This is a genomic window from Virgibacillus alimentarius (genome assembly GCF_017874635.1).
Taxonomy (GTDB): domain Bacteria; phylum Bacillota; class Bacilli; order Bacillales; family Amphibacillaceae; genus Virgibacillus_B; species Virgibacillus_B alimentarius.
On record NZ_JAGIKX010000006.1, the window covers coordinates 24,324 to 46,745 of the forward strand.

At 37.0% G+C, this 22,422-nt stretch carries 22 protein-coding genes; 18 read left to right on the forward strand and 4 right to left on the reverse strand.

Annotated features, from left to right (window positions below; translation table 11 throughout):
- Positions 1-69 precede the first annotated feature (69 nt).
- The 4 genes from J2Z81_RS05610 (at position 70) to J2Z81_RS05625 (ending at position 4,990) form a co-directional block, all read left to right on the forward strand.
- Entirely contained in the window at positions 70-1,617 is a 1,548-nt protein-coding gene (locus J2Z81_RS05610) for a spore germination protein (RefSeq protein WP_226370885.1), read from the forward strand.
- The gene (locus J2Z81_RS05615) at positions 1,601-2,770 is read left to right on the forward strand and encodes a Ger(x)C family spore germination protein (protein ID WP_226370886.1); all 1,170 of its coding nucleotides are present in this window, start codon (positions 1,601-1,603) and stop codon (positions 2,768-2,770) included. Before J2Z81_RS05610 ends, J2Z81_RS05615 begins: the two co-directional genes overlap by 17 nt.
- A 14-nt stretch (positions 2,771-2,784) precedes the next feature.
- Complete coding sequence (locus tag J2Z81_RS05620; protein WP_226370887.1) at positions 2,785-3,861, forward strand: GerAB/ArcD/ProY family transporter; 1,077 nt, start codon at positions 2,785-2,787, stop codon at positions 3,859-3,861.
- A gap of 142 nt (positions 3,862-4,003) precedes the next feature.
- A complete protein-coding gene (locus J2Z81_RS05625) occupies positions 4,004-4,990 on the forward strand; it encodes a diaminopimelate dehydrogenase (RefSeq protein WP_029269065.1) in 987 nt (328 codons plus the stop codon).
- Positions 4,991-5,105: 115 nt separating this feature from the next.
- On the opposite strand, the gene J2Z81_RS05630 is transcribed toward J2Z81_RS05625, so the two are convergent.
- A complete protein-coding gene (locus tag J2Z81_RS05630; RefSeq protein ID WP_029269067.1) occupies positions 5,106-5,360 on the reverse strand; it encodes a hypothetical protein in 255 nt (84 codons plus the stop codon).
- Between the two features lie 177 nt (positions 5,361-5,537).
- Here J2Z81_RS05630 and J2Z81_RS05635 point away from each other — a divergent pair, with 177 nt between their 5' ends.
- Complete coding sequence (locus J2Z81_RS05635; RefSeq protein ID WP_029269069.1) at positions 5,538-6,407, forward strand: YitT family protein; 870 nt, start codon at positions 5,538-5,540, stop codon at positions 6,405-6,407.
- Positions 6,408-6,467: 60 nt separating this feature from the next.
- On the opposite strand, the gene J2Z81_RS05640 is transcribed toward J2Z81_RS05635, so the two are convergent.
- The gene (locus J2Z81_RS05640) at positions 6,468-6,917 is read right to left on the reverse strand and encodes a YueI family protein (RefSeq protein WP_226370888.1); all 450 of its coding nucleotides are present in this window, start codon (positions 6,915-6,917) and stop codon (positions 6,468-6,470) included.
- A gap of 321 nt (positions 6,918-7,238) precedes the next feature.
- Here J2Z81_RS05640 and J2Z81_RS16180 point away from each other — a divergent pair, with 321 nt between their 5' ends.
- Genes J2Z81_RS16180 through J2Z81_RS05655 form a run of 3 tightly spaced genes read left to right on the forward strand, consistent with a single transcriptional unit; the run spans position 7,239 to position 8,573 of the window.
- Positions 7,239-7,499 carry a transposase gene (locus J2Z81_RS16180; RefSeq protein WP_390337477.1) on the forward strand — a complete coding sequence of 87 codons (261 nt, stop codon included), beginning with the start codon at positions 7,239-7,241 and terminating at the stop codon, positions 7,497-7,499.
- Positions 7,499-7,897: a hypothetical protein gene (locus J2Z81_RS05650; protein ID WP_226370890.1), complete on the forward strand. Its 399-nt coding sequence runs from the start codon at positions 7,499-7,501 to the stop codon at positions 7,895-7,897. The genes J2Z81_RS16180 and J2Z81_RS05650 overlap by 1 nt, the downstream gene beginning before the upstream one ends.
- On the forward strand, positions 7,863-8,573 hold the full coding sequence (locus J2Z81_RS05655) for a transposase (RefSeq protein WP_226370891.1): 711 nt from the start codon (positions 7,863-7,865) through the stop codon (positions 8,571-8,573). Before J2Z81_RS05650 ends, J2Z81_RS05655 begins: the two co-directional genes overlap by 35 nt.
- A gap of 163 nt (positions 8,574-8,736) precedes the next feature.
- Here the strand turns inward: J2Z81_RS05655 and J2Z81_RS05660 are convergent, their stop codons facing one another.
- Positions 8,737-8,910 (reverse strand): YfhD family protein, encoded by a 174-nt coding sequence (locus J2Z81_RS05660; RefSeq protein WP_226370892.1) that lies wholly within the window; start codon positions 8,908-8,910, stop codon positions 8,737-8,739.
- A 108-nt stretch (positions 8,911-9,018) separates the two neighbouring features.
- Between J2Z81_RS05660 and J2Z81_RS05665 the strand changes: the two genes are divergently transcribed.
- From J2Z81_RS05665 to ilvA, 10 genes are all read left to right on the forward strand, one after another.
- On the forward strand, positions 9,019-9,192 hold the full coding sequence (locus tag J2Z81_RS05665) for a hypothetical protein (RefSeq protein WP_198020932.1): 174 nt from the start codon (positions 9,019-9,021) through the stop codon (positions 9,190-9,192).
- Positions 9,193-9,526: 334 nt separating this feature from the next.
- Complete coding sequence (ilvE, locus tag J2Z81_RS05670) at positions 9,527-10,435, forward strand: branched-chain-amino-acid transaminase (protein WP_029269074.1); 909 nt, start codon at positions 9,527-9,529, stop codon at positions 10,433-10,435.
- A gap of 469 nt (positions 10,436-10,904) precedes the next feature.
- Positions 10,905-12,623, forward strand: a complete 1,719-nt coding sequence (ilvB, locus tag J2Z81_RS05675; protein WP_226370893.1) for a biosynthetic-type acetolactate synthase large subunit — start codon at positions 10,905-10,907, stop codon at positions 12,621-12,623.
- Complete coding sequence (ilvN, locus tag J2Z81_RS05680; RefSeq protein ID WP_226370894.1) at positions 12,620-13,135, forward strand: acetolactate synthase small subunit; 516 nt, start codon at positions 12,620-12,622, stop codon at positions 13,133-13,135. The genes ilvB and ilvN overlap by 4 nt, the downstream gene beginning before the upstream one ends.
- A 91-nt stretch (positions 13,136-13,226) precedes the next feature.
- Positions 13,227-14,231, forward strand: coding sequence for a ketol-acid reductoisomerase (gene ilvC / locus J2Z81_RS05685; protein ID WP_226370895.1), 1,005 nt, complete (start codon positions 13,227-13,229; stop codon positions 14,229-14,231).
- Positions 14,232-14,253: 22 nt separating this feature from the next.
- Entirely contained in the window at positions 14,254-15,795 is a 1,542-nt protein-coding gene (locus tag J2Z81_RS05690; protein WP_226370896.1) for a 2-isopropylmalate synthase, read from the forward strand.
- A 20-nt stretch (positions 15,796-15,815) separates the two neighbouring features.
- Positions 15,816-16,922 (forward strand): 3-isopropylmalate dehydrogenase, encoded by a 1,107-nt coding sequence (gene leuB, locus J2Z81_RS05695; RefSeq protein ID WP_226370897.1) that lies wholly within the window; start codon positions 15,816-15,818, stop codon positions 16,920-16,922.
- 27 nt (positions 16,923-16,949) lie between these two features.
- Positions 16,950-18,356 (forward strand): 3-isopropylmalate dehydratase large subunit, encoded by a 1,407-nt coding sequence (gene leuC, locus J2Z81_RS05700; RefSeq protein ID WP_226370898.1) that lies wholly within the window; start codon positions 16,950-16,952, stop codon positions 18,354-18,356.
- A gap of 13 nt (positions 18,357-18,369) precedes the next feature.
- Positions 18,370-18,954, forward strand: coding sequence for a 3-isopropylmalate dehydratase small subunit (gene leuD, locus J2Z81_RS05705; RefSeq protein ID WP_029269085.1), 585 nt, complete (start codon positions 18,370-18,372; stop codon positions 18,952-18,954).
- Positions 18,955-19,013: 59 nt separating this feature from the next.
- Positions 19,014-19,961 (forward strand): threonine ammonia-lyase, encoded by a 948-nt coding sequence (ilvA, locus tag J2Z81_RS05710; protein WP_029269087.1) that lies wholly within the window; start codon positions 19,014-19,016, stop codon positions 19,959-19,961.
- A 174-nt stretch (positions 19,962-20,135) separates the two neighbouring features.
- On the opposite strand, the gene J2Z81_RS05715 is transcribed toward ilvA, so the two are convergent.
- The gene (locus tag J2Z81_RS05715; protein ID WP_226370899.1) at positions 20,136-22,163 is read right to left on the reverse strand and encodes an LTA synthase family protein; all 2,028 of its coding nucleotides are present in this window, start codon (positions 22,161-22,163) and stop codon (positions 20,136-20,138) included.
- Positions 22,164-22,422: the final 259 nt, after the last annotated feature.

The following is a 22,422-nucleotide window of genomic DNA, read 5'->3' on the forward strand; positions in this document are numbered from 1 at the left end:
AGGTATAAATCGGTACGCAATTTCTCATAATAGGAGGGCATATTCCCGTGAAAAAGGAGGGTTTATTTGGTGACACGAAAAAAATCAGCTAATAAAGTAAGGAAAACAAAACATATATCGATTGATCGGGACCTCGAAAAAAACAAAGCACATATTAGGAAAATACTGGGGGATAGTCCTGACACTTCTTGGGGAGAAGTTACTTTACATAATAGGAAAAACGAGGAAATTCACATTTTGATTTTAAGCATTGGAGGATTAGCTGATGAAGCGTCCATTCACCAAAATATACTTGAACCCCTGCGTAAACAATCTAAGGTCGCTGACAATATCATTGAAGGTGTAAAAGAAAAAATATATATTAACGAAGTCAAATATGAAGCTAATCTATATAATGCCATTTTAAAAACGTTAAGAGGAAATACCTTCATTTTAATAGAGGGTTATACAACGGGTATCATTGCTAGTACAGAGGGAAAAGAGACCAGAAGCATTGAAGAGCCTCCAACAGAAGCAGTTGTAAGTGGATCAAGGGAAAGTTTTATCGAGAGTGTTCATACAAATATATCGCTATTAAGACAAAGAATCGCCTCCCCTCAATTACGATTTCAGTTATATACGTTTGGAGAATACAGCCAAACGGAAGTTGTTTTAGCGTATGTAGAGGGGATTGTAGATCCGCAAGTGTTAGAGCGTGTCAATAAGAGAATTAGAAAAATTGAGGTGGATGATATTGCGAGTTCTGGACAAATAGAGCAATATTTAGAAGACCAAACATACACGATTTTTCCTGTAACAGGCAATACGGAAAGACCAGATGTAGCCGCAGCTATGCTAATGGAGGGGAGAGTTGTTCTCATCGTAGATGGAACGCCTATTACCTTATTTTACCCAAGTTTATTTTTAGAAAAAATGCAAGACGTAGAAGATTATAGTTCCAGGCCGTTTAGCTCTTCCGTTGTAAGGCTGTTACGTTTGTTTGCTTTTGTAATAAGTACCATGTTGCCAGCTCTGTACATTTGTATTGTGAATTTCCATAAAGAGGCCATACCATCTGGATTTCTTCTGGCGCTGGAAAAATCAAGGGAAGGTGTACCTTTACCATTAGTACAAGAAACGTTACTTTTGATTGTTTTATTTGAAATTGTAAGGGAAGCAGGAGTACGGATGCCGCGAGCGATCGGGCAGGCGGTGAGTATTGTTGGAGCATTGATTTTGGGAGAGGTATCTGTTGCTGCAGGCTTAATCAGTGCACAAACGATTATTGTTGTTTCAACAGCAGCTATTACTGCCTTTATTGTGACACCAGTTGCCGAAGTAGTTACCTTGCTTCGAATTATCTATATCATTCCTAGTGCTACTTTTGGATTTTATGGGCTGATGGTCAGTGTATTATTTACGATCATGCATATGGCAAACCTTAAGTCAATGGGCGTCTATTATATGGCACCTATTATGCCATTGTATTTCAGAGATTGGAAAGACGCATTCATCCGACTGCCATACAGATTATTAAAATACAGACCGAAAAGTATACCGAATGTCCGTCCAATCAGATACAAAAGGGTACCACCTTCCCCAAATAAAGGAAATGAAAAGCATGATAAGAATAATTAGTGCAGTAGTTATTGTTCTGATGTTATTTTTAGCGGGTTGTAAGGATAGTGTTGAACTGGACGAATCAATGATGGTGGTAGGAGTAGGAATAAAGAAAGCTGGAGATGAATATGAAATTGCAGTTGAAGCCATCGCACCTTCAGATGTAACCCCAAACGAGGAAACAGTGAAAGAAAAAAGTATTATTTTAACAACAAAAAGTAAAACATTTTTTGATGCTGCAAGAGAAGTAATCAGAATATCCAAAAGAAGATTATTTTTCACGCATGCCATTGTATGGATCATTCATGAAGACTTAGCTTCAGAAGAAGACATGCTAAATTTTTTAGATGTGCTGAGAAGAGAGCAAATGCTTCGTTTAAATAGTTATTTATTTATCACAGATGAAGATCCAAAAGATATATTTACTACAGATCCTATCTTCAGTAATAACATTTCAAGAGAATTAGTTTCAGGTCTTGAATCAGGTGAATTTGTATCTAGCTACCCTACCGTCAGAGCAAGGGAGCTTTTTAAAATGTTGATGAGTACAATGAATAATGGTTACCTTCCTATCATAAAACGAAAGGAAGAAGAAGCGGGTAGTCAATTAACACAAATTAATGGTACGGCCATTATAAAAAATGGAAGAAAAGTAGGTAAATTAGATGTGTTAGAATCAGCTGGATTAATGTTGCTTAATAACAAAACACAAGGCGCAAGTGTCCGGGTTACTTTTGATGACGTGAAAGGATCCTTTGAATTATTAAGAGGGGATACCGATGTGAAAACGAAACTGCAAGGGAATCAATTAAAAGTTGATATTCATATGGATGCAGTTGGAGAGATAACAGAACAAATTATTGAAGGGACAACAATGCCTATACAGATCTCTGATTTTGAAAAAAAAGTTGCTGGAAAAATTGAAAAGGCAATTCACAAAGCACTTAATAAACTTCAGAAAGACTTTAAAGCAGATGTCACTTTAATCGGGATGAACACTTATCGCAAACAGCCAAAAGCGTTTAATAAAGTGAAAGACAAATGGGAGGATATTTTTTCTGAAGCAGAAATAAATGTAAATGTTGACGTAGAAATAACGGAACAAGGTTTAATCGATAGTCCAGGTGAAAGTTACAAAAAGAAGAAAAATCGAAATCCATATGATTTTTAAAGGGAGGGAGTAGAGTGGTCAATAAATGGCAAATGTTTTTTCTTATTGTTTTAACCCTCCCGATTATGGGTCATGTTGTGTTGCTTCCTCTCGCAATTAATCTTGCTGGAAGAGATGTTTGGATTTCTGCAATTATAGCCATCCCGATCGGCTTTTTATTTTCTTTCATTTTGTATCGTTTGAGACTGATATATCCGGATGAGCCAATTTATAAAGCGCAAAAAAGCTTATTTGGTAATTTTGCAGGTAATGGAATAGCTATTTTATTCTTCTTGTATTTTACTTTCTTAGCATCTTTATCAATAGCTGCATTAATCGATATGGTAAATGCATCATTTCTTATAGCCACACCTTCATGGATTTTAGTCGCTGTTTTTTTGCTTTTATCGATGTATGGGGCCGCAAAAGGAGCAAAAGGGATTGCTTTAACAGCCGGTATATTGTTTTTTATAGTGATGTTAACAGGACACTCGATTACTTTTACAAATTTTCGTGAAAGAGATATATATGAATTAATGCCGTTTTTAGAACATGGGTGGAAACCTGTATTGCTTGGAGCTTTACTATTTTCTACTGTATGGATCGAATTATTGTTTCTATTAACAATACCGCTAGAACATCCTTGCAAAAAGTATACATTTACCTTGTGGCTAGTTAGTGTCATTGCGAATGTATTTATGATGTTATCGACATCGACTGGAGCAATTATGACCTTTGGTTTAGAACAGACAGATAACTTTGTTTACCCAGCATTAGAAATTGTCCGGGTCGTCACCTTGAAGTTTATTGATCGATTGGATGTATACGCCTTAATACTAATGACGTTTGGTTCGTTTATTCGTGGCAGTTTATTTCTTCTCATTGCTTATGAACAGCTAACGGTGTTAAAAAAGCCGAATAAAAAAGGAAAGAATGTGGTTGTTTTTACTGTTATAAGTATTTTAATAGGCATATTCGCTTACATTATGGTGGACACGAGAAGGCATTTAGAGTTTTTTTTGACCCTTTATGCGTATACGATTGTGCTTTTTCCACTTCCATTTCTTCTTTTGTTCTTAGCTAAGTACAGAAAAAGAAAGGGATATTATTAATCCTTTGAGCTAAACGAATGGAATTCTAAAAATATAGCGCTTGCATCCAACCTTCTTTATTGCAGAAAAAAAGAAGAAACGATAGTATAAAAGAACATCGGAGAGTAGAGAGTAATAACTTTTCATAAACGGAGGGGAAAATATGGGAAATAAAATTAGAGTTGGAATTGTAGGTTACGGAAACTTAGGAAGGGGCGCAGAGGCTTCTATTGCTCAACAATCAGACATGGAGCTTGTCGCTGTTTTTTCTAGAAGAAAACCGGAAAGTGTCAATGTAATTAATCCAGATGTAAAAGTACTACATATTGATGAAGCAAAAAATTACACGGAAAAAATAGATGTCATGATTCTATGCGGTGGTTCTGCAACAGATCTTCCTGAGCAGGTTCCGGCATTTGCTGAAATGTTTAACACGGTTGATAGCTTTGATACCCATGCAAAGATTCCTGAATACTTTGCATCGGTTGATAAAGTTGCTCAAGCAAGCGGAAAAACGAGCATCATTTCCGTTGGCTGGGACCCTGGTATGTTTTCGATTAATCGTGTGATGTCTGAGGCGCTACTACCTGAAGGAAATACGTATACATTTTGGGGAAAAGGCTTGAGTCAGGGGCATTCAGATGCTGTGCGAAGAGTAGATGGTGTTAAAAACGGAGTCCAATATACGATTCCATCGGAAGAAGTGATGAAACAGGTAAGAAATGGCGAGAATCCAGATGTATCTAAAAATGACCGACATGTCCGTACATGTTATATTGTAGCGGAGGAAGGCGCTGATACAGAAAGGATAGAGAAAGATATTAAGACTATGCCTAATTACTTTGTGGATTATGAAACAACCGTTCACTTTATTACGGAAGAAGAATTGAAAAGAGATCATGCTGCTATGCCTCATGGTGGTTTTGTCATACGTAGTGGAAAAACTGGTGAAGGAAACAATCAAATTGTAGAATATAGCTTGAATTTGGATAGTAACCCGGAGTTTACTGCAAGTGTAGTCACTGCGTATGCTCGCGCTGCATATCGTCTAAACCAAGAAGGACAAAAGGGTGCTAAAACCGTTTATGATGTGGCACCTGGATATATTTCTCCAAAAACTGCTGAGGAATTGCGTAAAGACTATCTATAAAGAAATAAAAGTCCCTTCCTTTTCATTGAGTGAAGGGATTTTTAAATAATAAAGCAGTGTATAAGGTTGCCTATTTTTTTTACGACGCAGCTAGTTTATCAGAAAATGCTTCAGTCTAAGTATTTTTATTATTGAATTGCGCATATTTAATAAACGTTTCCTCTGACTCAATAAGCCCACAAGAAGCACATTGAATTCTAAATTGCGGACCTTCGTAGAGAATGTGATAGACTTCTACACTTTCATTTGAATAATCGTTGATAATCTTTCCAGTAGCAGCATTTAATTTTACGGGTTTGGCGACCTGTTCGATGACATTAAAACGAGAATGATTTGTTTTACAATTCGGGCATAGATAAGGTTGTGACATATTTAACACCTCCACTATTATTATTCCTTACAAAGGATTTTTTATGAGGAAATTCCATTTTCACGACATAGACAACGTCAAATTGACATGCCTGTGAAATGTATTTACAATATAATGATTGGATAGTCTTAACTGAATGAAAAGCCACTATTTTTTATAGGAAGGATTTAAAAAGTGATGGAATTTAAACTAAAAGAAAACAGTTCTATTATTCAATATATACAGGTCATTATTGGAGCGTCGCTTGTAGGATTCGGCTATAACATGTTCTTACTCCCCTCCAAGCTTGCAGCGGGAGGACTTTCTGGGGTCAGTACCATTTTGTTTGAAGTATATCAACTTAGCCCTGCGCTCACACAATTTCTTATTAATATACCTATTTTTCTAATTGGCTGGTTAACGCTAGGAAAGGATTTTAGCGGAAAAACATTAGTTGGAACGTTTTGGGTTCCTTTTGTTATATGGCTTACTACAGATCTACCATTTGCCATTACGAACCCGTTGCTAGGAGCGTTGTACGGGGGGATTTTACTTGGTGTGGGCCTAGGTATTGTTTATAAGGGAAATGGTTCGACCGGCGGGACAGCAGCAATCGCCCAAATTGTAAAAAAATTTACGGGCTTATCAAGCGGTTATTCTCAATTAATCGTAGATAGTCTTGTCGTCATCACTTCGCTGATTGTGTTTAATTTAGAACTGACGTTATTTGCATTAATAAGTATTTATATATCAAGCAAAGTAATCGATATTGTTCAGTTAAGAACTTCATCAGCAAAGCTGATCATGATTATAACAGAAGAAGAAAAGCGGATGGAATCACTTATAAGAACGGGAATTGATCGCGGCCTTACCAAAGTCCGTTCATTAGGCGGTTATACAAATGACAATAAGACAATGATTTTATGTGTAGCAGAACGAAATGAAGCAGTCTATTTAAAGAAATTATTACAACAAGAAGATCCGGGTTCCTTTGTTATTTTCCTGGATGCGTCAGAGATTATGGGCAGAGGATTCTCACTAGATAAATATTACGGACAAAAATTATAATTCAAAAAAACATAAACAGCCAAGCTAATCATTTCATTGAGTAGCTCGGCTGCTTTTTTGTTATTTAGGAGAGGTGAACCAATCTTTAATTACAGAAAAAATAGAGCTGGATCTTTCTTGTTTTTTATCTTCCATAATGTCTTCTTCCTCTATAAAAATATTTCCATAATCGATAGCATAGTCATAGGTTAAGACGGCCCCAATGTCGGTTTCATATTCTTCATTCGAAATGACCGTATATGGAATGTTATATTTATTCGCCAAATTTTTTTCAGCCTTTAAAAAACGATAAGATATATGGCCATTGATTAATAATTTACTATCACGATGATTCTTCATAGCATCTTCTAGCTTGTTGATTCCCGAGTCAGTCATAACCTGTCCTATGGTTAATGCTAGGACGATCCGTTCTCTTAGAGTACCTAAAAAATAGTGACGCTCAGCTTCTTTCGGGCGATTTAAACCGTATATTCCTTCTGTAAGATAGTCTTCAACATTTTTCTTTGACATGTTTTTTCCTCATTTCCCCACAATTACAAATTATTGTACATAATACTACCGAATAGATGCAATATAAAAGGTGTAAAAACAGCGAAGCGATTCACTGTAATGAATCGCTTCTTAAAAGTGTGCCCGGCATGGGCTATAGCCTGGTGGTGAAAGTCCACTACAGGCTTGGCAGTAGGAACTGTTAGCCGGAGGCAAAACCCCGAACTGACGAACAGGAACTGTATATAAGGCTGACTTGGAATGGACGAGTTTGCTTTACAAAACAAAGTCCAATACTGCCCGAGTTCCATACAGTAAATACAGCAGTTACATGGGGGGGTTATAGCTCTTACCCGGGGAGCTCTTACAAGGGTTCCCGACAAGAAGGAAGGAACTTCCTACAGGAACAATCCTCCGTATGAAAGAAAAGATTTATTGAAGTTATTTATTTATGGGTATTTTAACAAGATTCGATCTTCACGTTCCTTAGAAACAGAATGTAAAAGAAATATTGAATTAATGTGGTTAGTGAATGGAATACGCCCTGATCATGGGACTATCTCATTATTTTTGAAGGAAAACCGTAAAGGTTTTAAAAGATAATGCGTACATTTACTTGCCTACTCAAAGGATGGGGACTGATTGATGGCCAACTTATTGCCATTGATGGAACAAAGATACAAGCTCAGAATAGTAAGGGTAACTATATTACTCCAAATGGATTAGCGAAGAAAATTAATTATTTTGATGAAAAAATAGAACATTATATCCAACGATTAGAAGAAATGGCACAAGAGGATGAACTAACAAACGAAACAGTTTCATTAATGGAAATAAAAATTGACAAATATCAAAAGAAAAGAAAGCATCTAGCAGAATTGAAAAAGAAAATGAATGAAGAGGGAAAGAAGCAATTAACAATTACAGATCCTGAATCTAGAGCTATGAAAAATAATGGGAAGGTAGATGTCGCTTACAACATGCAATCTGCCCGTAGATAGTAAGCACAAGATAATTGTCACTTTAGATGTAGTGAATGATGTAAATGACCAAAGTCAACTATCCCCTATGACTTCCCAAGTAAATGAAATTCTATCAAAAAACAAAAACAGAGCAATCGTAGCAGACACAGGATATTATAATGCAAAAGAAATAAAAGATTGTCTAGATGATGGGAATACTTTATATTTAAAACCACAAAAAGTTAAAAGTGTATCTGGAAATTCGGCTTATTCAAAAGATAACTTTCGTTACCAAAAAGAAACTGACACTTACCTTTGTCCTCAAGGGAGGGAGCTTCCTTACATGGAAAAGTCCTCTAAAAATGGATTAAAGTATAAAAGATATATCGGAGGAGAGATATGTTTATCCTGTCCCGTCTATGGTTTATGCACAAAAGCCAAAAGCGAAAGGAACATACAACGCTGGGAACAAGAGGAAGTTCTAGAAAAATTAAAAAAGGATACCATAGCAAATAATGAAATCTATAAAAAACGGTCGCAAATTGTGGAACACCCTTTCGGGACAATTAAGCGGTACTTTGGTTATACTTATTACCTGGGAAGAGGGCTGGATTCTGTAAAAGCAGAGGCAGCTCTAATTGGTGTTGCTTATGATTTCAAAAGGTTAACGAAAATCAGAAAAGTTTCGGATATTGTGGAGCTTTTAGCAGCTTAATAATATCGAAATCTTTTTAATTTTTAGGTTTCAGGCTTTTTTAAGGTTGAAATCATGAAAAGTGTTTTTTATAGTGTTGTATTTATATGTTTGTTAAACAGTCTGACGTACGGTGTATGAGAGGTGACTAATCAAATAATGATTAGTCACCTACTCGATTTGCTTACTTTTTCTTCGCACGCTTATCTGCAGCTCGGCTTCTTGCTTGTGCCTGTTTATCATCAAAGTCCGCAAACTCCTCATTAAATTCAATATCTCTGCCATCAGATAGTTGGTTTTTTGGAGTTTGTGCTAAGCGATTTTTCCCCTTTGACTGATTATGTTCGTCTCTTCCCAAGTTTTCACCTCATTTCTGCCATGATTCATGAGTAGTATTTGCAATAAATGGACAATATAATACATATAAAACAAGCCTAAATTTAAAGGTTTTACAGGAGGTTATAAAATGGTTGACAGAGAGAGTGTATGTAAAGCATGCGAAGGCACAGGTATGTTAGCAGATGATGAAGGGTGGCAATATATGTGCAGTGTTTGCCATGGTGAGGGGACGGTTCATAAAACTGCTTCTAGACAGGCGAAGCTAATGTCTGTGGATAACAATAATCGGTTATTAGATTAAATTTATATAGACCATAAAAAAGCGATTAACCTAAAAAGTGGAAAGATTAATCGCTTTTTTAAAATGTAACAAAAATGTAACAATTTGGTTTAAAAAAGTAACTTTCTTGTCATGTAAATGATGTAAGCGCAACCATTGAAAGCACGCTTCTCGCAGTCATATGAAAAACTTCAAATAGATGTTGACCATTCACTTAAAAAGTTGTATTATTTATTTCAATATCATTTTCAGAAACTTCCCATGAGGCATATAATTTTAAAAAATAAGGGAAGTTAAAAATTTTTATATAAAAATGTCAAAAAATTAAAAATAGAGAAGAAAGGAGTGCTTACGTATGAACAGTCAATGGATATATGTAAATGGCCAATTTGTAAATAAAAATGAAGCTGTTATATCTGTATACGATCATGGATTTTTATATGGCGATGGCGTTTTTGAAGGTATTCGCGTTTATAGTGGCAATGTCTTTCAATTAAAAGAGCATTTAGACAGACTATATGCTTCTGCACATTCGATCAGATTAACAATTCCTTATAGCAAGGAGGAACTCACTCAAATTATTGTAAATACAGTTCGCAAAAATGAACTATCCAGTGCCTATATTAGAGTTGTTATATCCAGAGGCGAAGGAGACTTAGGGTTAGATCCTAGGAACTGTTCGAATCCCAGTGTCATTGTCATTGCGGAAGCACTCTCTATTTACTCGCAAGACTTATATGAGAATGGACTAAAACTGGTTTCAGTAGCAACCAGAAGAAATCGGCCAGATGTACTAAGTCCACAAATTAAATCATTAAATTATTTAAATAATATATTAGTAAAATTAGAATCTACACAATCTGGAGCAGATGAAGCTTTAATGCTTAATGACCAAGGTTATGTAACAGAAGGGTCAGCAGATAATATTTTTATCGTTAAAAATGGTGTAATTATAACCCCGCCTGTATATTTGGGGGCTTTAGAAGGAATTACACGTAATGTCATTATAGATGTAGCTAGAAACTTAAATTATCAAATAGAAGAACGCCCATTTACAACGCATGATGTATATATTGCCGATGAAGTATTCTTAACTGGAACAGCAGCAGAAGTTATTCCAGTGATAGAGGTCGATGGTAGGCCAATTCAAAATGGTAAACCAGGAGAAATAACAAAACACTTACTTCATACATTTCGGGATTTAGTTACAACGGCTGGCATACAATGTTATCCGAAGCAAGGAAATGAATTAGACGCTGGTTAGTATAGATAAAATAAAAAAGTTGAACTCGATGACGGGAATAAAAGAACATGGGTAATGTATTCACAGAGATCTAGGGTTGCTGAAAGCCTAGAAATACATATTGTTCCGACATCATCCCCGAGTGCTAGGTTGAACGGTTTTCTATTAGGCTTAGCCAGGTATATCATTATGTACCTGTTATCAAAAAAAGGCTAAATTTTTATTAGCTTAATGAGGTAGTATTTGCGAGAATACTATGAACCTGGGTGGTACCGTGAAAAGCAGACTCTTTTCTCCCCAAAAAATCTGAAATAGAATCAGAATTTTAGGGAGAGAAGGGTCTTTTTTCTTGAATTTGTAAATCATTCCAATTTAAAAATGCTATAGATGTATGATGGATGGAATGGCGAATAGGTTTAGGTAACAGTAGATATTAGAAAATTTGAAAATATATTAACCATGACTTTATTACTTAGGGAGGTAAATAAAAGTGAAAGTAGAGAATCACGCGGCAGAAAGTGCAAATAAAACAATAACAGGTGCTGATTTATTAATTGAAACACTAGTTGAAGCCGGTGTAGACACGTTATTCGGATATCCGGGTGGTGCAGTATTACCAATTTATGATGCGATGTACCGAAGCGACGCTCCATTTAAGCATATACTTTCCAGACATGAGCAAGGGTCAGTTCATGCAGCAGAAGGTTATGCACGTGTTACTGGTAAAGCAGGAGTAGTATTAGCAACGTCTGGTCCTGGAGCGACAAACTTAATTACTGGTATTACGGATGCAATGATGGACTCTTTACCCTTGGTTGTATTCACTGGTCAAGTAGCAAATCAGGTGATCGGAACAGATGCCTTCCAGGAATCTGACATCATGGGAATTACTACCCCTATTACAAAATATAACTACCAAGTAAAAAAGTTATCTGATTTGCCGAGGATTGTAAAAGAAGCCTTCCATATTGCAACCACGGGACGGCCTGGGCCGGTTGTCGTTGATATACCAAAAAATATATCGCAAGAACTCTCTGCAGAAAAATTTGAAACAGAGTTCCATTTACCAGGATATCAACCTACAACAAAACCTAATCCACTGCAGATTGTAAAACTAGCTGAAGCATTAGGAAGGGCAAAAAAACCATTAATTCTTGCAGGAGCAGGTGTATTGTTTTCGGAAGCTTCAGCAGAGTTGAAGGAATTTGTTGAGAAGTATGAACTTCCTATTACAAACACATTGCTTGGATTAGGGAGTTTCCCTGGGACGAATCCACTCTTTTTGGGAATGGCTGGAATGCATGGTACTTATGCGGCCAATATGGGGATTTATGAGAGCGACTTATTAATTAATATTGGTGCAAGATTTGACGACCGTTTAACAGGAAATTTAGAGCACTTTGCACCAAATGCACGGGTAGCTCATATCGATATTGACCCTGCAGAAATTGGAAAAAATATTTCTACAGATATTCCAGTTGTTGCAGATGCCAAAGAAGCTTTAAAGGAATTATTAAACAGTGAGATTGATATGCCTGAACACCAGGCCTGGAAGGAAAAACTTCAACAAAATAAAAAAGAATATCCTTTATGGTACGAAAGTCCAAGTGATCTCCTATCTCCACAATGGCTATTAGAACAGGTATATCAGATATCTAATGGTGAAGCGATTGTCACCACAGATGTTGGGCAGCATCAAATGTGGGTAGCTCAATTTTACAATTTTGATAAACCAAATCGCTGGGTTACTTCTGGTGGCCTTGGGACAATGGGCTTTGGGTTTCCGGCGGCAATCGGAGCACAACTTGGTGCACCGGATGATTTGGTAGTTTCTGTCGTAGGCGATGGCGGGTTCCAGATGACTGCACATGAGCTCTCTATTATTTACGAAAGGAATTTGCCTGTTAAGGTAGTCATTGTTAATAACAATGCACTTGGAATGGTAAGGCAATGGCAGGAGAGTTTTTATGATAAACGTTATTCCGAGTCCGTATTTTCAACTAACCCAGACTTTATAAAGCTTGCAGAAAGTTATGGGGTTCGCGGAATTAAGATTGATCGTGAGGATGATGTAGTCAGTACTTTAAAAGATGCTTTTGCTTATAACGGTCCTGTTGTTATTGATTGCAGAGTTGCTCAAGAGACATGTGTTTACCCGATGATTGCTCCTGGAAAAGGAATTCACGAAATGATAGGGGTGAAAAAATGAAACGTATCATAACGGCTACTGTTCAAGACAGGGCAGGGGTTTTGAACCGTATTACAGGGATGCTATATAAGCGGCAATTCAATATTGAAAGCATTTCGGTTGGTGGTTCAGAAGTGAAGGGTATTTCAAAAATGACATTTGTTGTGGAAGTAAGTGATGATCAAAAGTTAGAGCAGTTAACAAAACAGCTGAATAAGCAAATTGATGTACTAAAGGTATCTGATATTACAGATAAAGCGATGGTGGCAAGAGAATTAGCCTTAATTAAAGTGGCCAGCAACGCACATTTAAGCGCTGAAATCCAAGGTGTAATCGCACCATTTCGGGCGTCCGTAATAGATGTTAGTAAAGACAGTCTAACTATCCAGGTAACTGGAAAGCCAGATAAAGTTGATGCTTTGATTAACTTGTTAGGAACTTATGGTATTAAGGAATTGACAAGAACTGGAACAACTGCATTTCTGCGTGGACAACAACCACATGTAACGGAAATAAGTTCATTTTCAGTGTAAGTATAATAAACGGGTTTTATTTTTCTATGTAATGAGTAGAAAAAATAGCTATAAATATAATAAAAAACATAAAATTGGGAGGAAGAATAAAATGCAAAAAGTACTTTATGAAAAAGATATTCAAACAGAGGTTTTAAGAGAAAAGAAGATCGCGATTGTAGGTTATGGTTCTCAGGGGCATGCTCATGCACTTAATTTACGCGAAAGTGGATATGATGTCGTGGTCGGTTTAAGACCAGGAAAGTCTCAACAAAAAGCAGAAGAAGATGGTTTTACAGTTATATCTGTAGCTGATGCAGTTAGGGAAGCCGATGTAGTTATGGTTCTTTTACCGGATGAATTACAAACGGCTGTGTACAACGAAAGCATCAAGCCGAATTTACAACCAGGCAATGCAATTGCCTTTGCTCACGGTTTTAATATTCACTTTAGCCAAATTGTACCACCAGCTGATGTAGATGTATTTCTTGTAGCGCCGAAAGGACCAGGTCATCTTGTGCGCAGAACATATGAAGAGGGCGCAGGGGTACCTGCTTTGTATGGTGTACAGCAAGACGTTACTGGTAATGCAAAACAAATTGCGCTTGCTTATGCACAAGGTATTGGAGCTGCAAGAGCAGGTGTACTTGAAACGAGTTTCCAAGAAGAAACAGAAACAGACTTATTTGGCGAGCAAGCTGTATTATGTGGCGGTCTTTCAAGTTTAATTAAGGCAGGATTTGAAACATTAACAGAAGCTGGATATCAGCCGGAAGTAGCTTATTTTGAATGTTTACATGAAGTAAAGTTAATTGTTGACTTGATTTATGAAGGCGGATTGGAAAACATGCGCTACTCTATCTCTGATACAGCGCAATGGGGTGACTTTGTATCTGGGCCACGAGTAGTCAATGACGAAACAAAAGCACGTATGAAAGAAGTTCTTGCAGAGGTCCAATCTGGTGAATTTGCTAAAGGATGGATTCTTGAAAACCAAGCAAATCGTCCTAAATATAATGCAATCAATGCTCAAGAAAATCAACATCCAATTGAAACGGTTGGAAAAGAGTTACGTGAGTTAATGCCTTTTGTCAAACAGCCTGTAAATAACAAATAAAAACAAAAAGGTGTGAAAACATATGTCTCACATTAAAATTTTTGATACAACGCTGAGAGATGGAGAGCAATCTCCAGGGGTGAATCTCAATCAATTGGAAAAGATGGAAATTGCTAAACAGCTTGAGCGCTTGGGAATAGATCGCATGGAGGCAGGGTTTCCTGCTTCCTCCCAAGGTGATTTTAACGCAGTGAAAACCATAGCAGAAACGATTAAAGAAACTTCTGTTACAGGTTTAGCCAGAACAGTTAAGTCAGATATAGACACCGCTTGGGAAGCACTTAAAAGTGCAGCTGAACCAAGATTGCACTTATTTCTTGCGACATCACCTATTCATATGACATATAAATTGAAAAAATCTCCAGAGCAAGTAATTGGAACTGCGGTTAACATGGTTTCTTATGCCAAGCAAAAATTCCCGCAAGTTCAATGGTCTGCAGAAGATGCATCACGTTCAGATTGGAAATTTTTAGCTCAAATAATTGAAAAAGTGATTGATGCTGGGGCTACAGTGATCAACCTGCCTGATACAGTTGGGTATACAACACCAACAGAATATGGGAACATGTTTCGCTTTATGAAAGAAAATGTGCCAAATATCGACAAAGTTAGTCTTTCTTGTCATTGCCATAATGATCTGGGAATGGCAGTTGCCAATTCGATTGCAGCAGTTGAGAACGGTGCAACGCAGGTTGAAGGGACGATTAACGGTATCGGTGAACGTGCTGGTAATGTTGCTTTAGAGGAAGTAGCTGTAGCATTAAACATTCGTTCTGATCAGTATCCTTATACAACTGCTTTAAAATTAAATGAAATAAAACGCACAAGTGACCTAGTATCTAAATTGACTGGAATGTATGTTCAAGCAAACAAAGCAATAACAGGTCGCAATGCATTTGCACATGAATCAGGAATTCACCAGGATGGTGTATTAAAAAATGCAGAAACCTATGAAATAATTACACCAGAAATGGTTGGCGTAAATTCGAATACATTATTTTTAGGGAAACACTCTGGCCGTCATGCATTCAGAGATAAAGTCGTTGAACTTGGTTATGAACTATCTAGTGAAAAACTGCAAGAAGCGTTTGAAGCTTTCAAGCGTTTAACAGATAGAAAGAAAGAAGTAACCGATGATGATTTATTTACGATTTTAATGGATGTTCAAACGGACACGTCGGCAATGAATAAATATGAATTGGAAATGTTCCAAGTGCAGTATGGCACAACTAATATTCCAACAGCAACGGTAGTATTAACGACCCCCGATAATGAACGTGTAGAAACGGCTTGTACTGGGCAGGGAAGTGTTGAGGCATTATATGAAACGTTAGATACTCTCATTAAAGAGGAAATCCAGCTTGTGGATTACCAACTTAACTCTGTGGGACGTGGTAAGGATGCACTTGCAGAATCTCACGTTCAACTTATTGTAAATAGCGAGCCTGTTAACGGAAGGGGAACTGCTCAAGACGTTGTAGAGGCCTCAGCTAATGCATTTTTAAACGCAGTAAACCGGTATGTTATTCAGGAACAAACAAAACTGAAACAACAAGTTAAATAAAAATGAAGGTGGTGAGTGAAATGAATAAACAAATTATTCTACTTCCAGGAGATGGGATTGGCAAAGAAATTATGGAAGCTGCAAAAGCTATTTTGAATACGATAGCCAGTGAATATGGCCATCGCTTTACTTTTCATCAGCATGCAATTGGCGGAGATGCATATGAACAATGCGGAACACCATTGCCGGAAGATACAGTGAAAGCATGTCAAAGTGCAGATGCTATTTTATTAGGTGCGGTAGGAGACAAAAAATATGACTCCCTTCCACCACATCTTAGACCAGAAAAAGGGTTGCTGGGGATTCGAAAGGCTCTCGAATTGTATGCAAATTTACGTCCTATTAAAGGATTTACCCCTTTAATGCATGCTTCTCCATTAAAAGAATCAGTAATTAACGGAAGTGATATCCTAATTGTTCGAGAATTAACAGGTGGACTGTATTTCGGAAAACCAAGAGAGCGGCGTGAGAATGGTCTGGCGGCAATTGATACACTGTATTATCACCGAAGCGAGATTGAACGAATTGTAGAGCGCGGATTTCAAAGCGCGCAATTAAGAAATAAATATCTAACATCTGTCGATAAAGCTAATGTATTAGAATCAAGTCGGATGTGGCGTGAAATTGTGAACAAAAAGAGCAAAGAATTCCCAGAGGTTACTGTAGACCACTTACTGGTCGATGCGGCAGCTATGAAGCTAGTTACAAATCCTAATAGTTTTGATGTTATTGTAACGGAGAACCTGTTTGGTGATATTTTAAGTGATGAGGCGTCTGTTTTAACAGGGTCACTAGGAATGCTTCCATCTGCAAGCTTACGTTCTGATGGAGTAGGTCTATATGAGCCCGTACATGGATCCGCACCAGATATTGCCGGAAAGGGAATCGCTAATCCGCTAGCTATGATTTTATCCGCTGCTATGATGTTAAGGCATTCCTTCCAAATGATAGAAGAGGCGGATGCCATTGAACTGGCAGTTAATGCAGCACTTGATCAAGGTTATTACACACCGGATTTAGATATTCCAAATGGGAAACAAATCGGTACCAAGGAAATGACAGAAGTGGTTATAGAAAATCTAACAAATAAAAGTGTATCGAACAGCATTCTTAGTACGTATGCATAATAAAGGGAGGTGTCACCAATTTACCAATTGAACAAACCAAAAACAATTATTCAGAAGATTTGGGATAAACATATCGTGCATCATGAAGAAGGAAAGCCAGATTTACTATATATTGACCTTCACCTTGTTCATGAAGTGACCTCTCCTCAAGCGTTTGAGGGGTTACGCATGAATAATCGCAAGGTTAGACGTCCCGATTTAACATACGCAACAATGGACCATAATGTTCCGACTAAAAATCGTGAAGTAATAAAAGATCCAATATCTCAAAAACAAATGGAAACACTGCAAAAGAATTGCGAAGAATATGGAATCACATTGGCAGATATGTATCATCCTGATCAAGGCATTGTCCATGTGATAGGCCCTCAACTTGGCCTAACACAGCCTGGCAAGACAATCGTTTGTGGAGATAGCCATACATCCACACATGGCGCATTTGGTGCATTAGCATTTGGTATCGGCACAAGTGAAGTAGAACATGTACTTGCATCACAAACATTGTGGCAAGAACGCCCGAAAACATTAAATGTTCAGGTAGATGGTGAACTTGGATCAGGAGTAACAGCGAAGGATTTGATACTTGCTATCATTGCTAAATTTGGAGTACGCTTTGGCACAGGTTATGTTATCGAATATACTGGCAAAGCGATTCGAAATTTATCGATGGAAGAGCGCATGACAATTTGTAATATGTCCATTGAAGCTGGCGCCAGAGCAGGTTTAATAAGTCCGGATGAGACGACGGTTGATTACTTAATTGGTAAGCGATATGTACCAATTGGCGAGGAGTTTGAAACATTAGCCGAAGAATGGAGAGCACTGGCTACGGATGAAGGTGCTGTCTATGATAAAACCGTAACAATTCAGGCGGAAGAGGTTGAACCACAAGTAACATGGGGAACGAATCCGGGAATGTGTGTACCAGTAAGTGGGATGACTCCAGATTTAAGTAAGGTCGATCAGAAGGAAGATGTGGAAAGGGCGCTTGCCTATATGGGGTTAAATGAAAAACAGCCTATTACGTCAATAGAAATTGATCATGTATTTATTGGTTCATGTACAAATTCTAGGCTTAGCGATTTGCAAAAAGCTGCCTTTATTGTAAAAGGAAAAGAAGTAAATAAAAATGTTAGAGCAATCGTTGTACCTGGATCCTTTAGTGTGAAAATGCAAGCAGAAAAAGAAGGGATTGACACAATCTTTAAAGAAGCCGGATTTGAATGGCGTGATGCTGGATGCAGTATGTGCCTAGCTATGAACGATGATGTTGTCCCGCCAGAGGGTAGGTGTGCTTCTACTTCAAATCGAAATTTTGAAGGAAGGCAAGGAAATGGAGCACGTACACATTTGGTTAGTCCAGAGATGGCAGCTGCTGCAGCAATAGAAGGAAGATTTGTTGATGTACGCGAGTTTTCAAGCGTGCCAAACTAGGAGGTCAGGATAAATGGAACCAATTCAAAAACATCAAGGTCTTGTTTATCCGATTAATCGGGCAAATATAGATACGGACCAAATCATACCAAAACAGTTTCTAAAGCGTATCGAACGTAAAGGGTTTGGCCAGTTTTTATTTTATCATTGGCGCTTCGATGATCAAGGGAATAAAAAGTTTGACTTTTCCCTGAATCATTCAATATATAACAATGCATCGATCTTACTGGCAGGGGAAAATTTCGGATGTGGATCCTCTCGCGAGCATGCCCCTTGGGCTCTGTTGGATTATGGCTTTAGAGTTATAATAGCTCCAAGTTTTGCAGATATATTTTATAACAACGCTTTAAAAAATGGTATTATTCCGATACAATTAAAGATGGCCCAGTTAGATCAATGGATGGACCAGGCGGAAAGAAAGAAGCTAACTTTAACTGTTGATCTAGTGAATCAATATATTATTGATGAAGATCAACAGAAAGTATATTTTGATATTCCTTCCTATCATAAAGAAAAACTTATTAATGGTTGGGATGAAATAGCATTAACACTACAGCATCAGGAAAAGATTGATGCCTACGAAAAAAATAACGTTTAAGAAAATGGGAGTGTGAAATCATTGGGGATTTCTTAACTGGTGAAAAAGTTTATACTGCGATGGGGAAATTAGCACCTATCGTTCACCGAACACCACTAATGACATCAGAAACAACAAATAAAATCGTTGGAAAGAACATTTATTTTAAAATGGAAAACCAACAAAAAACAGGCGCATTTAAATTTAGGGGTGCAAGCTTTAAGCTTATGCAGCTATCGGGTGAACAGCTAAAGCGTGGCGTTATAACAGCTTCAGCTGGAAATCATGCACAAGGTGTCGCACATGCAGCCGCAAAACTAGGAGCAAAAGCAACGATATTTATGGCTGAGCGCACCCCTCTTGCGAAAGTGAATGCAACAAGAGCGTATGGAGCAAATGTTGTTCTAACAGGAGATTCATTTCAAGAGGCATATGAAGCTTCTTTAAAACATCAATTGCAAAGTGGTGCAGTTTATATTCATCCATTTGACGATTATGATGTAATGGCAGGACAAGGAACAATGGCTATGGAAATGCTAAAACAAGAAGACCGCATTGATACGATTATTGTTCCAATCGGTGGAGGCGGATTAATTAGCGGGATTGCAGTAGCCGCTAAACATGTAAATCGCAATATCAAAGTCATTGGCGTCCAAGCACGTGAGGCATCAGCAATGTATGAAAGTTACCATTCAGATCGCCTAAAGAAATTAAAAACGGTAAACACAATTGCTGAGGGAATTGCAGTAAAGCAGCCAGGTAAATATACACTGCCAATCATACGGGAATACGTCGATAATATTGTAACAGTAACAGATGAGGAAATAGCATCGGCCATTGTATATATGCTAGAACGTAATAAGGCACTGATGGAAGGTGCTGGAGCTGCAGCATTAGCAGCTTTATTCGCTTATAATGAACAAATTAAGTCAAGGCATTGTGGTATTATTGTAAGTGGTGGAAATATGGATATCGGTACGATGCCGATGATTCAACGACTTGCGGAAAAACAGCACTGTCCGGCATGAGAAGATAGATAAATCATACAAAAAAGGAGCAATGAAGTATTGTTATATACTGATTGCTCCTTTTGTTATATAGTTATAGGGAAAACAAAACGATGATCATTTCATATTCACGCACTCAAATAGAAAAGAAGTAATCAACGGAAACAATGTGTGTCCATGATTACTTCTTTCTAATTAATTCTTTTTAGTCGAAGAATTTTCATCTGTATCTTTCGTTTCTTTATCATCTTCATTTTCTTCTATATTCTCATCATTGTTTTTATCTTCTTTTTCCACAGGTTCATCGTTGCCATAATGATATTGCGTAGGATCAACGGGTTCCCAATCTTCTGTAGGTGTATAGAATCGTAACAGGTCACCTAAGAGAACTTTATCTGAAAGGCTCAATTCGCGTTGAACCCCTTTTTCTTGTTCTTTCATTTTATCAGTTGGTTCTTCGATTACCTCACCCGTATCATTGTCATAGTAATTACCTTTTATAAAACTGTATTCTGGTGTAATAAAGTCACCATTACGGAAAGGTACAAATTCTTTATGATCCTTGGAGAATAAATCTGTTCCAAATTGAATGTAGTCTTGGGCATCAATTCCAAGTAAATGAAGTAATGTTGGCATAACATCCATTTGTCCGGAATATTCGTGAACAGTGCCTTTTCCTTCTACTCCGGGAACTTTAATCATAAACGGAACGCGTTGTAATTGTGCATTTTTAAATTTCGTAATTTCTTCACCCAGTAACTCTTCCATTGCTCGATTATGATTTTCTGAAATGCCATAATGGTCACCATATATCATAATAATAGAATCTTCATATAGTCCTGCTTCTTTTAGGTCATCAAAGAATTGTTCTAATGATTCGTCTAAATAACGAGCTGTTTGGAAGTAACGGTCAACAGAACCGTCACCAGTTTCTGCAGGGTCAATTGTTGCATCTTCTTCATCAATTAAATATGGGTGATGGTGTGTAAGAGTCATCAAATGTGAATAAAATGGCTCCTCAAGCGATTTGAGCATTGGCATGGATTCCTCAAAGAAAGGTTTATCTTTTAAGCCATAGTTAATAACTTGCTCATCACTCATATCATAATAACTTGAATCGTAAAATTCATCTATACCGAATTCTTTATATACTTCATCACGGTTCCAAAATGTCTTGTTATCTCCATGAAATACTTGACTTTGATACCCTTGCTGTTGTTTTAAGATAGCTGGTAATGCTTGGTAGGTATTATTACCTTTTGTTACAAAAGCAGCTCCTTGTGGTAATCCATACAAGGAAGTATCCATAATAAGTTCAGCATCAGCAGTTTTTCCTTGTTCTGTTTGATGGAAAAAGTTATCAAAATAAGTGAAGTTTTTTTCCTGGTCATGAACCAAAGAATTTAAGAATGGTGTTACTTCTTCACCGTGTAATTTATAATCAATAAGAAAAGATTGAAACGATTCTAAATGAATTTTAATGATATTTTTACCTTCAGCAACCCCAAATAAGTCGGGATTTGGTTCAGCATATTTATTTTTTGTATAATTTTCAACCTCTGTAATATCACTGCTGTCTGCCAAAACACGTTGCGTGGATGACTTTAAGCTTTGAATGCCATCATATATTGTAAAGTTGTAAGTTCCCAGATATTTGACAATGTAATTACGGTCAAACGTACGCTTCAATAATTGCGGACGGTCAGCTTCTGCTAGTCCAAGGTTCACAGCAAAAGTAATAACACCAGCTGCAAGAACCAGTAAAGGTTTTTTGATTTTCATACGTTCGGATGACCAGCTCTTTCTAGTCCAAACAAAAACAGCGATTAAAATAACGATATCAACAATATATAAAAGATCATACCATTCTACTAAACTAGCAATACTTCCACCCAAGCTTCCGAAATTACTAGTCTGAGTTAACATTGGTATTGTTATAAAGTCATTATTAGCACGGTAGAACACAACGTTAGCATATAAAAGAAAGCTCATCAGCGTATCAATGATAATGATCCATATTCCTGCACGTTTTCCTTTAGCGAATAATGCAATGCCAAGGAAAATGAGTGCCGAGCTAAGTGGATTGAAAAATAATAAAAATTGTTGTACTTCATTTTCGATGTCTAAGTTAAAAGCTGTTAAATATATTAGATACGATTTCAACCATAATAGGACAACTGCAACACTAAAGAACCCCATTTTCGAAGAAAGAATTTTTTTCATTGTATCCACCTCAAATTTGATCTTCCCTATAAAAAATAATTTTCCTAATTTTACATTATACTCCAGAAATAATTAATATGCAAGAATAAAAATAATAAATATATATCTATCTATGAAAGTTATTCCCTTTAAGAATATGTGAAGAGATTTCAAAAATTCATAGAAATTTTGCGTGTTTTTAACTTGTTTATTTAGCCTACATGAGGAAAAAGTAAAAACCAACCGATAATTTTTGGAAATCAAAGGTTTTTAAAATAAT

Coding starts and splice junctions, on each gene's coding strand:
- ilvE (WP_029269074.1), top strand. CDS start 9,527: ATGAACAGTCAATGGATATATGTAAATGGCCAATTTGTAAATAAAAAT.
- J2Z81_RS05615 (WP_226370886.1), top strand. CDS start 1,601: ATGATAAGAATAATTAGTGCAGTAGTTATTGTTCTGATGTTATTTTTA.
- J2Z81_RS05715 (WP_226370899.1), bottom strand. CDS start 22,163: ATGAAAAAAATTCTTTCTTCGAAAATGGGGTTCTTTAGTGTTGCAGTT.
- J2Z81_RS05625 (WP_029269065.1), top strand. CDS start 4,004: ATGGGAAATAAAATTAGAGTTGGAATTGTAGGTTACGGAAACTTAGGA.
- J2Z81_RS05640 (WP_226370888.1), bottom strand. CDS start 6,917: ATGTCAAAGAAAAATGTTGAAGACTATCTTACAGAAGGAATATACGGT.
- J2Z81_RS05690 (WP_226370896.1), top strand. CDS start 14,254: ATGTCTCACATTAAAATTTTTGATACAACGCTGAGAGATGGAGAGCAA.
- ilvC (WP_226370895.1), top strand. CDS start 13,227: ATGCAAAAAGTACTTTATGAAAAAGATATTCAAACAGAGGTTTTAAGA.
- J2Z81_RS05635 (WP_029269069.1), top strand. CDS start 5,538: ATGGAATTTAAACTAAAAGAAAACAGTTCTATTATTCAATATATACAG.
- J2Z81_RS05655 (WP_226370891.1), top strand. CDS start 7,863: ATGTCGCTTACAACATGCAATCTGCCCGTAGATAGTAAGCACAAGATA.
- J2Z81_RS05665 (WP_198020932.1), top strand. CDS start 9,019: ATGGTTGACAGAGAGAGTGTATGTAAAGCATGCGAAGGCACAGGTATG.
- J2Z81_RS05630 (WP_029269067.1), bottom strand. CDS start 5,360: ATGTCACAACCTTATCTATGCCCGAATTGTAAAACAAATCATTCTCGT.
- ilvA (WP_029269087.1), top strand. CDS start 19,014: ATGGGGAAATTAGCACCTATCGTTCACCGAACACCACTAATGACATCA.
- leuD (WP_029269085.1), top strand. CDS start 18,370: ATGGAACCAATTCAAAAACATCAAGGTCTTGTTTATCCGATTAATCGG.
- ilvN (WP_226370894.1), top strand. CDS start 12,620: ATGAAACGTATCATAACGGCTACTGTTCAAGACAGGGCAGGGGTTTTG.
- J2Z81_RS05650 (WP_226370890.1), top strand. CDS start 7,499: ATGCGTACATTTACTTGCCTACTCAAAGGATGGGGACTGATTGATGGC.
- leuB (WP_226370897.1), top strand. CDS start 15,816: ATGAATAAACAAATTATTCTACTTCCAGGAGATGGGATTGGCAAAGAA.